The sequence below is a fragment of the Sodalinema sp. genome (assembly GCF_046483825.1).
GTDB lineage: Bacteria > Cyanobacteriota > Cyanobacteriia > Cyanobacteriales > Geitlerinemataceae > Sodalinema.
Genome location: NZ_JAWOCL010000009.1, coordinates 1 through 9,253, shown reverse-complemented (window position 1 = coordinate 9,253; position 9,253 = coordinate 1). Strand labels below are relative to the sequence as shown.

Annotated in this window: 8 protein-coding genes; 2 read left to right on the top strand and 6 right to left on the bottom strand. The window is 51.6% G+C overall.

All coding sequences use genetic code 11. The features are described 5' to 3' along the window. Positions 1-175 precede the first annotated feature (175 nt). Complete coding sequence (locus R6U67_RS00660) at positions 176-1,003, bottom strand: helix-turn-helix domain-containing protein (RefSeq protein WP_410250747.1); 828 nt, start codon at positions 1,001-1,003, stop codon at positions 176-178. A 440-nt stretch (positions 1,004-1,443) separates the two neighbouring features. Between R6U67_RS00660 and R6U67_RS00655 the strand changes: the two genes are divergently transcribed. Both R6U67_RS00655 and R6U67_RS00650 read left to right on the top strand, forming a co-directional pair. Next, positions 1,444-4,338 carry a PAS domain S-box protein gene (locus R6U67_RS00655; RefSeq protein ID WP_410250746.1) on the top strand — a complete coding sequence of 965 codons (2,895 nt, stop codon included), beginning with the start codon at positions 1,444-1,446 and terminating at the stop codon, positions 4,336-4,338. Between the two features lie 225 nt (positions 4,339-4,563). Continuing rightward, positions 4,564-5,241 (top strand): response regulator, encoded by a 678-nt coding sequence (locus R6U67_RS00650; RefSeq protein WP_410250745.1) that lies wholly within the window; start codon positions 4,564-4,566, stop codon positions 5,239-5,241. 122 nt (positions 5,242-5,363) lie between these two features. Here the strand turns inward: R6U67_RS00650 and menD are convergent, their stop codons facing one another. The 5 genes from menD to R6U67_RS00625 form a co-directional block, all read right to left on the bottom strand. Further along, positions 5,364-7,133: a 2-succinyl-5-enolpyruvyl-6-hydroxy-3-cyclohexene-1-carboxylic-acid synthase gene (gene menD / locus R6U67_RS00645; protein WP_410250744.1), complete on the bottom strand. Its 1,770-nt coding sequence runs from the start codon at positions 7,131-7,133 to the stop codon at positions 5,364-5,366. Positions 7,134-7,176: 43 nt separating this feature from the next. Then, positions 7,177-8,040, bottom strand: coding sequence for a M56 family metallopeptidase (locus tag R6U67_RS00640; RefSeq protein WP_410250743.1), 864 nt, complete (start codon positions 8,038-8,040; stop codon positions 7,177-7,179). Further along, on the bottom strand, positions 8,040-8,462 hold the full coding sequence (locus tag R6U67_RS00635) for a BlaI/MecI/CopY family transcriptional regulator (protein WP_410250742.1): 423 nt from the start codon (positions 8,460-8,462) through the stop codon (positions 8,040-8,042). Before R6U67_RS00635 ends, R6U67_RS00640 begins: the two co-directional genes overlap by 1 nt. A 112-nt stretch (positions 8,463-8,574) precedes the next feature. Then, entirely contained in the window at positions 8,575-8,865 is a 291-nt protein-coding gene (locus R6U67_RS00630) for a hypothetical protein (RefSeq protein ID WP_410250741.1), read from the bottom strand. 112 nt (positions 8,866-8,977) lie between these two features. Beyond that, positions 8,978-9,151, bottom strand: coding sequence for a chlorophyll a/b-binding protein (locus R6U67_RS00625; protein ID WP_170187919.1), 174 nt, complete (start codon positions 9,149-9,151; stop codon positions 8,978-8,980). Between the last annotated feature and the right edge of the window lie 102 nt (positions 9,152-9,253).

The window sequence follows — 9,253 nt, the reverse complement described above, 5'->3', positions numbered from 1 at the left end:
ACAGGGAACACCGGAACTGGGAACAGAAAAGACGTAGGGGCGTACCTTTATGGTCGCCCTTTTCCGGCAAGAGGCAAGAGGCAAGAGGAAACAGTTGGGGCGCTTGCAAACAAAAGGGCATACCTGTTATGGGTACGCCCTTGGGGGGGGGGGAGATGGGGAGTTGTAAGCTGGTTCATGCGGGAACCATGCCGGGGATGTAGCTGATGTGGTTGTCGAGTTTGAGTTCGAGTTCGAGTTGCGCTTCAGCCTCAGATTCGGCTTCCGAGTCAGCCTGGGCTTCAGAGGTGTCTGCGTTGTCGAGATCTCCTAGGGGAATGCGCTGGATAATGCCCTGTTCTAAGAAATGACTGAGGATGCGGCTGACGGTGGCCCGGGAGACGGATAAATCTGATGCGAGATCCCAGAACGTATGCTTTCCATCTAAGGCGGCGGTCAGATTCGAGAAGATGGCAGAACTGAGATCTAGACTGGGATCGAGTGTAAAGGCTTGGTGAACCCATCGGGGATTGAGTCCTAACTCTCTCCACTGTTGTGAGAGTTCTTGACCATCTTCATATAAATGTTGGATGGTTCTGCTGCTTAACGTCCAGCGGGGAACTAACTTGCTGTTGCTCGGTTGCCAGTATACGGAGGCGTTGGAGAGGTTGACGAGGGAGAAGAGGACTTCTCTGGTGCAATCGGTTAGGATCTCTCGGGCTTGTTTACAGGTGAGCCAGCCTTCGTTAACGGCATGATGCAGGTGGCTACGTTCCCAATTGTGCTGGGCGCTTTTCGGTTGCAGGCGAGAGATGAGTTCGGGAACTTGTGCGGCGATCGCCCGTTGCCAACGGCGGTTACGATGAACGGATAAAACGGCTGTGGCGATTTGTCCTTGAAATAGGTCGAAATGATACTGTCTGGATTTACGAACAATGATGAGACGACCGGTAGCCCGTTGTTTGACGTAGTGCAACAGTTTGCTTGCCGCCGATTGAGTTGAACGTACCTGATAGTTTTTCATGATTTTACCTGGTGCTTTGATGTAAATGAACTGAATCCGAAGACTGGATTGGTCTGCTCAGGGGATGACAAGGGGCATTCCTCATCTCGAAAACTCAGCGACAAATCAGCGTGGGTGCAGGCTTACGGGTCAGCTCATCAGGCTAACTCTATGGGCTGACGAACGTTTGGACTGAGTTTGGGAAACCGGTTGTCATCGTTTATCGCTCGAACAAAGGCATGGTGTTACAAAACACATACTTTTATGTTGTTTGGACAAATTTATGTTAAATTCTTTGTAAAGAATCCAAATAAATCCCTTTAGTTACATTTACGATAATAGTGTTAATTCGAGTGAATGAAAACTGTAAAATACACAGATCTTCAACTGTGTAAAATCACCATAAGCGATCTACGTATAATTACTTAAGCCCCGTCCAATGTCTTATGTCTCCCCGTTTCATGGCAATTTTTGATGGACAATTCGAGGAAATCGGCGACCGAGAACCCCCGATCCTCAGTGCGGAGGTTTCGCTCGGCGAGGCCGTTAGCACGCTCATCGACCAAAATCTAGCGAATCTGTTTGTCTTGGAGGGCGATCGCTTCCTGGGGAGCTTTTCGCAACAGGATGCTCTGAGGCTGCTGAGAGATCCTGACTGCGATCGCAGCCAGCCCCTCGCGGCCATCATCGATCGCAACCGAGAGGAACCCTACCTACAACAGAACTGTCCTCCCAACTGGCAATATCTCCTCGGGCAACTGCAACAGCGGCCAAGTGACTCTTTGCCGATTCTCGACGAGCAGCGGCATCTCCTCGGCAGCCTAGCCAGCACTGAGATCATCTGTCAGGGATATCCGGCCCAGATTCACTATCGAGATCCCCTCACCGTCGAAGAACAGCAACTGCTTCAGCAGAAACTGATCAGCAGTTACAGCAAACTGCAAATGTTGCTGTCGACGATGCCCGATATCGTCCTCGAAATCAGTATTCACGATGACGAGAATCTACACGTCGGCTTACCGAGCCAGGATTACAGCCGCATGAATCCTGATGTCAACGAAACCATCGCCGCCTTTTTCGAACCGCCCTATGATGAGGCGTTTTTCGGGCAAATTGAACGAGCTTGGCGTCAGGGTTCTACGATTCGCTATGAATACCAACTCTCGCCGCCGAGTCAGCCGGAGTCATCTAGCCTCAACGGGAAGTGGTTTGAGGCGCGGATTTCTCCCCTACCCCGACCGATGTTTGCCCGAGAAATCACGATGTCAGCCCTTTGGGTGGCCCGAGACATCACGGCCCGCAAACGAGCTGAGGCGATCCTGCAAGATAATACCCGTGAGTTAGAAGAACGAGTTGAGGCCCGCACCAGTCAACTGCGTCACATCAATGAGATGCTGCGGGCCAGTATCCGCACGCGCCAGGAGGCTCAGGAGGGGTTGCAACAAACGAGCGATCGCCTGCGAGCCATTCTCAACGCCATTCCCGGTATTGTCTGCTGGATTGGGGAGGATGAACGCTATCAAGGGGTTAACTCGAACTTTGCCAACCTCTATCGTCTCAGCCCGGAAGACTTCCTGGGACAAGATCTCAACTTTCCCACCTATCAGCCTCACCAGTTCGCTGAATTTATGCGGGAGTTTATGAGAGAGGAGGTCATGACGGCGGGACAAATTATTACTATCGAGATTGAGGATTTAAGTCTTCAATATCTGGTGGTGGCGCAAAAATATGATAGTGGACGGGCGGCCATCGGTATTGGCATTGACATCACGCAACGGCAGCAGTTTGAGATTGCCCTGCTTGAACAACAACGTTTATTTCAGCAAATTGCTGATGCGTCGCCGGATATTCTCTATGTCTATCAGGCCCGCAGTTGGGAAATTATTTATATTAACCGTCAGGTGGAAACCCTACTTGGCCATACTCCGACGACGATCGCAGAGTTAGGCCATCCCAGTCTCTGTGAGGGGATTCATCCTGAGGATGTGCCGCAAGTCGGAACCCCGGGCGATCGCCTCGAACAACTCAAGGCCGGTGAACTCCTCGAAAGTGAATATCGCCTGCGAGGGATGGATAATCAGTGGCATTGGATTCACAGTCGCGAAATTGTCCTCAGTCGCGATGGAAACGGGAATCCTGAGAAGATTGTGGGTATTGTCCAAGATGTCAGCGATCGCAAACAAGCCGAAATCGCCCTGCGTCAACTCAACCAGGAATTAGAAACCAAAGTCGCCCAACGAACCATCGCCCTACAACGCAGTGAATTACGCTTCCGCTCTCTGTTTGAACAAATGGCGGTGGGAGTCGCTCAGGTCAATCTCGATGGTCGATGGGAGTTTGTCAACCAAAAACTCTGTGATATTTTGGGCTACAATCCCGAGCAATTATCGCAGCGAACCTGTTTAGAGATGACCCATCCTGAGGATCGGGCCATGTCTAAACAGGGTCGTGAGGACTTACTCGAGGGACGCTATCCGACGATTACCCTAGAAAAACGCTTTCTCCATGCCAACGGTACGGAGATTTGGGTCAGTGTCACCAGTTCAGTGGTCCGAGATCCTTCGGCTGAAGGGGCCAAGGATATCCCGGAGGTGGCCCCCTACGTCGTGTCGGTGATTCAAGATATCACCGAGCGTAAACGAGCTGAGGCGGAAGTCATCAAAGCGCTACAAAAGGAACGAGAATTAATTGATCTCAAGTCTCGTTTTGTCTCCATGACCTCCCATGAGTTTCGCACGCCTCTGGCGGTGATTAAGTCCTGCGGTCAACTGCTGCAACGCTATGATTGGACGCGGTCCGAACAACTTGAACAACTCCATGATATCCAGTCCGCTGTCAGCCATATGACGGAACTGCTCGATGATGTGCTAACTCTGGCTAAAAGTGAGTCGGGAACTCTGAACTTCAATCCTGAGCCTTTGGATATTTGCGAGTTTTGTAACAAACTGTTACGGCAACTCGACACCAGTATCGGCCGCGATCGCGCCTTATCTTGGGATATCCCAGAAACGCCGCTGATTTTAAAGGCTGATGAAAAGTTACTGCGGCAAATCTTCACGAACTTAGTCTCAAATGCCTTAAAGTACTCTCCTCTCGATAAACCTGTTCATGTTGAGTTACTAAAATGCGATCATCACATCGTTTATTCGGTCAAAGATCAAGGAATTGGCATTCCTCCTGAAGACTTACCCCGTTTGTTTGAATCGTTCCACCGTGCTAAAAATGTGGGTACTGTTCCCGGAACTGGGTTAGGACTCGCGATCGTCCAGCGCTGCGTTGAGTTACATCGAGGGACATTAGAGGTTCAGAGTCACGTGGGAGAGGGCACGCAGATTTCGGTACGACTTCCCTTGTAAGTAATTTTGCGTTATTTGTGAAGTTCGTTAACATCGTCAGTAAGTTCTCGGTGAGAGGAACCAAGACGGTGTAGAATCGAGCTTGACAATTTTGAGCTTTGCTGGTTCAGGTTTTGATGGTTTGGGCGTTGCTGGTTTGGGTGTTAACAGGTTCGACCGGTAAGGAGTCCCAAATTACGGCCAAGTTCTAATCAACGTACAACGATCATACTTGACTAAAAAATCATGAAAAAAATACTGGTCGTCGAAGATGAAGGAATTTTGCAGAAAAACATTATAAAAATTCTGCGCCTAGAAGGATTTGAAGTGATTGGGGCCGATGATGGGGCTTCGGGAGTGGCTTGTGCGCGTCAGGAGTCCCCGGATCTGATTGTCTGTGATGTGATGATGCCGGAAATGGACGGGTATCAGGTGCTACAAACCTTGCAGGAGGATGTGAATACGGCTCTGATTCCGTTTATCTTTCTGACGGCAAAAACGGACCGTTCTGATATGCGTCAAGGCTTTGAGATGGGGGCTGATGATTATTTGGTGAAACCCTTTGATGCTGATGAGTTGTTGCGGGCGATCGACGCCAGATTCAAGAAACAAGAGGTGATGGTCAATCGGCTCTCGTCTTTGTCTGAGGAATTGGGGCGATTGCAAGAGTTTTTGGATGCTAAAGATGGTTTGATGACCAATCTTAATCAGGAACTGCGTCGTCCGATGTCGAACATTAAGATGGCTCTCACCATGTTGCAGGCCCAAAAAACACCGGAGGCTCAGGAGCGTTACATTAGTATTTTAGAAGAGGAGTTTTCCCGAGAAATCTCCCTTTTAAATCAAGTTGAAGAGATGCAAAAGCTGCTGACTCCTGAAAATGTGAGTCTATTACGACAGTTCCATCTCCTGCAAAATCGCTAGTCATAATGAGAAGTAGGGGCGAAAAAAATTTCGTCCTAGGGGCAAAAAAAAATTGCCCCTACAATTTTGTATTAAATACAACGAATCACACCGCATATCCTGAAGACCCCGTTTTACTGTTCCTATCCAAGCTTCAATTGAGACATCTTTTCAAATAATTGCGATCGCCAATGATGGTCACTGCGGCGATCGCTTTTGACTTCTAAGATGCGTAATCCCGGTTGGGGGAATTGATGTAGGGCATCTTTCAACTCTCCAGCCGATTGAACCCTGGCATAGTTAATGCTGTAGGCCCGAAAGAGGTTTTCTAAATTCACCTGTTGCGGTGTGACAAAAAATTCTTCAAAGGGGGGATTAAATTGAGCGATCGGCAAGAGTTCAAAAATACCACCGCCCTGATTATTAATTAATAAAACAGTTAAATTTCCCCGTTTTTTTAACCGTTGGGCTAACAATAAACCATTGGTATCATGAAGAAACGCCAAATCTCCGGTAATTAAGAGGGTGGGTTTGCCACCATAGGCTAAACCAATGGCTGTTGAGAGAGTTCCATCAATACCATTGGCGCCGCGATTACAAAAAACTTGCGTTTGGCGATCGCTACGTCGCCAGAACCATTCCATATCGCGGACGGGGGTACTGTTGGCGACCATCACCTGTCGTTGACTCGGGAGACTATGAGAGATGAGCCAGGGGAGTTGCGGTTCGCGGAGATGGTGAGTATCGGCCATCTCCAGACTGAGAGCTTCCCCTAAGCGTGAATCGGCCTCACACCACTGTTGGCAAAAGTCCGAGGGGCCGGGAGGAACCACTGGATCAGGAATTGGCAACCGTTCCACATCGAGGCGCAAATGAATCGTGCGGCCATGAAGGGGGTCAAGATTGCGATCGCCGGGATCTAAAACCCAAGTTAAGCCATTAAGTTGCTGTAACCACTGACGTAGCACCTTACTGGTGGGTAGATCTCCCAATTGAATCACCACATCGGGGCGTAACTCCTGAGACATCTGCCGATGACGTAACAGCAGATCGTAACTCACGACAAGCTGAGAATTGAGGGAGGCCCAATGACGCAGGGGGGAGAGGGCCTCGGCCAACACCGGAAAACCGAGGGTTTTCGCCAGTTGAGCCACTCGTTCACTGTAGCGTTTGGGGTTTTGGGGTTGGGCGACTCCAGCGATAATCAGGCCGCGATCGCTCTTAAACCAGGCCGCAAAGGCGCGATCGAGACTTTCCCCCGAAGCACGGGGATACGCAGGAGTCTGAGGAACCACCGCCGCAAAAAACTCCTGCCATCGTTGTTCACCCAACATGGCGACAAACTCTTGAGTTTGAGGTTCCGGTTCTGGGGCCAGGGGATCACGAAAGGGACAATTGAGATGCACCACCCCCGGCACCGGAAAGCGCGTGCGTTCCCAGCCGTAGATCAGCGTTTGTCGGAGATAGCGCAGTTGCTGCAAACTTAGCTGAGGCAGTGCCAGTTCGCTGTACCAAGCCGTATAGTTGCCATAAAGCTTTTGTTGGTCAATGGCCTGGCCCGCTTGACAGTGGCGTAATTCCGGGGGGCGATCGGCACTGAGGACTAACAGCGGAACCCGAGACTCTCGCGCTTCGATAATGGCGGGATAGAAGTTCGCCCCAGCGGTTCCCGAAGTACAAACGAGAGCAACCGCTTGATGGGTGCGTTTGGCGAATCCGAGGGCAAAAAAGGCGGCGGAGCGTTCATCGAGAATGGAGATGGCCTCAATCTCCTCATGTTGGGCAAAGGCCACGGCCAGGGGAGCTGAACGAGATCCCGGACAGATGACGGCCACCTGTAAGCCTAAACGAGCCAAGGTTTCGACGAGAACGGATGCCCAGAGCGTGTTGGTGTTGCGAGCGTCAACCGCCATAACGATGTGTGATCTTTATATCTGTGATCTTTATATCTGTGATCTAATGATGGAAGGGGATCGTGGCCAGGGGTAAGAAGACCCAGACTAATTGCACAAGTCCTTGCCAGCCAAAGGTTAAGCCGGGGCGGGTTCCGCAGAGGAGGGCATCAATACGTTGTTCTAAGCGAGAGGGGGGAGCGGTGCAGCTAAAGGCGGCTTCAAAGGGAGTGGTTGAGCGTAGAGGAGCGCGGACAACATCGAGGAGGGACTCGGCTAAGACGAGTTCATCAACCTGCTGGGCGGCCCAAGCATCGGCGCGAATTTCCCGTAGGAGGAGCAGATCTTGCCAGAGATGGTTGCTGTTGGGAAGCCAGGGGGTGAGACGGTAACACAGGCCCAGCCAGAAAAACCAGAAGGTATCGCGATAGACGCGATGGCCCTGTTCATGGGCCAGGACGGCGGCCAGGCGATCGCCGTCGAGATGGTCCAGCAGTCCCTGAGTAATGGTCAGTTCCGGGTTCCAGCCGCCGACTTGGGCGCTAAATAGGGCTGTATCGTCGAGAATGCGACAGGAATAGCCCAGGATATTGGTTTGGGGATAGCGACGTAGTTGGCTCACCGTCCGCCGTAGCTGGAGGGTTTGACGGGTGAGACAGGTGAGGCTGGCGATGAGAAACAGCCAAGAGAGTAGGTAACTGGCGAGTCCGGTTCCTTGCCAAACCATCTGGCCTTGAGCGCCCATGCAGAGAACCGCAATGGCGGTGGTCAGCAGCAGTAACACGGGAGCAACCAGGGCGATAATCCCGTGACGCCAGCGTTGGTCAAGAGAAGAGGGGGTGAGGGGGGTCGGACTTTGGCCGTTGAGATTCCCTTGACGTAAGCCGAGGGCGATCGCCAAAGCCATGAGAATCATCAACAAGTGCATTAGGACTGTTCCTCCCGTTGACGCCGTACCGCTTGAATCCGTTGGGCGATCGCATCGAGGCGATCGAGACTATCCACGTCGAGGCTATCGGCAAAAGCGGCGACGACATCAGGACTGCTGACGGCCAGGAAATGTTGGAGGCGATCGTGAGATTTGAGCATTTGGGCCTGTTCCCGAGAGATTCGCGGCCGCCAACGAAAGGCGCGATCGCCTTTGTCACAGTCCAACCAGCCCTTTTTGGTCAGACGGCGCATCACGGTGGTGACGGAAGCGTAGGCCAGTTCGCGATCGGGATCGGCCAGGATGCGATCGTGAACATCTTTCACCGTTACCTCATCGAGATCGTAGATAATATCGAGGATTTCGGCTTCTAGGGGGCCAAGTGAGAGATTGTGAGGACGGTGTTCGGGAAGGGGAACCATAGTAACGATATGCGATGACCAAAACATTGGTTGCCTGTTAACCAATGTTTTGTATTTTACCCTCTCGTTGCCCGCTGAGGCGTTAACGCCCCGAAACGCTCCCAGACGGCAATCAACGGCGGTGTTTGCTGGGGTTGAGACGGGGTAGGGGTCCAGAGGTCGCTCCAGGGGCTAAATAGTATTCAGGAATAGAGTCTTGAGGAGTGTCCCGCTCCGCCCGCTGGATTTGCCACCACCGCAGGGCGATCGCACCGGCCATGGTTCCCATCCCCAGCAGCAACAGTGAGCTATAACTCCCTAACCCCCCGAGAGCCACATCGACGGCTCCCATGGTCAAGACAAAGCTCGAAATGGGTTCTTTACGGTAGAAGGACTTGAGAAATCGATGCCAAACAGCATTCATTAGTATCTGTAGGGTTAGAGTCCGTAAACGACATCGGCAAAGGGCGCAGGCCGCTGATGCGTCTACGCCCCCGCTTATTTTGATCCTACTCGATCGCCGAGATTAGATCCGTTTAGATCAGTCCCAGCCAGGCTAATAAGCCTTGGCCCGAGAGGTATTCAATGGCTAGGGCGGCGATGAAGCCAATCATCGCGGCACGACCATTGAGCCGTTCGGCATATTGGTTAAATCCGAATTTAGGTTCTGTGAGATTCGGAGTGACGGAGGGTTCAGGAGATTGGCTCATAAAACTTAACAATGTTGGGGATGTCTCTATTGTAGAAATTTCTGTTGAGAAGGCAAGGGGGGAGGGGAAAGAAGGGAAGAGGCATAACCCACCCCTAACCCC

Excerpts from the sequence above, each read along its gene's own strand:
- R6U67_RS00660 (WP_410250747.1), bottom strand. The coding sequence starts at position 1,003 with ATGAAAAACTATCAGGTACGTTCAACTCAATCGGCGGCAAGCAAACTG.
- R6U67_RS00655 (WP_410250746.1), top strand. The coding sequence starts at position 1,444 with ATGGCAATTTTTGATGGACAATTCGAGGAAATCGGCGACCGAGAACCC.
- R6U67_RS00650 (WP_410250745.1), top strand. The coding sequence starts at position 4,564 with ATGAAAAAAATACTGGTCGTCGAAGATGAAGGAATTTTGCAGAAAAAC.
- menD (WP_410250744.1), bottom strand. The coding sequence starts at position 7,133 with ATGGCGGTTGACGCTCGCAACACCAACACGCTCTGGGCATCCGTTCTC.
- R6U67_RS00640 (WP_410250743.1), bottom strand. The coding sequence starts at position 8,040 with ATGCACTTGTTGATGATTCTCATGGCTTTGGCGATCGCCCTCGGCTTA.
- R6U67_RS00635 (WP_410250742.1), bottom strand. The coding sequence starts at position 8,462 with ATGGTTCCCCTTCCCGAACACCGTCCTCACAATCTCTCACTTGGCCCC.
- R6U67_RS00630 (WP_410250741.1), bottom strand. The coding sequence starts at position 8,865 with ATGAATGCTGTTTGGCATCGATTTCTCAAGTCCTTCTACCGTAAAGAA.
- R6U67_RS00625 (WP_170187919.1), bottom strand. The coding sequence starts at position 9,151 with ATGAGCCAATCTCCTGAACCCTCCGTCACTCCGAATCTCACAGAACCT.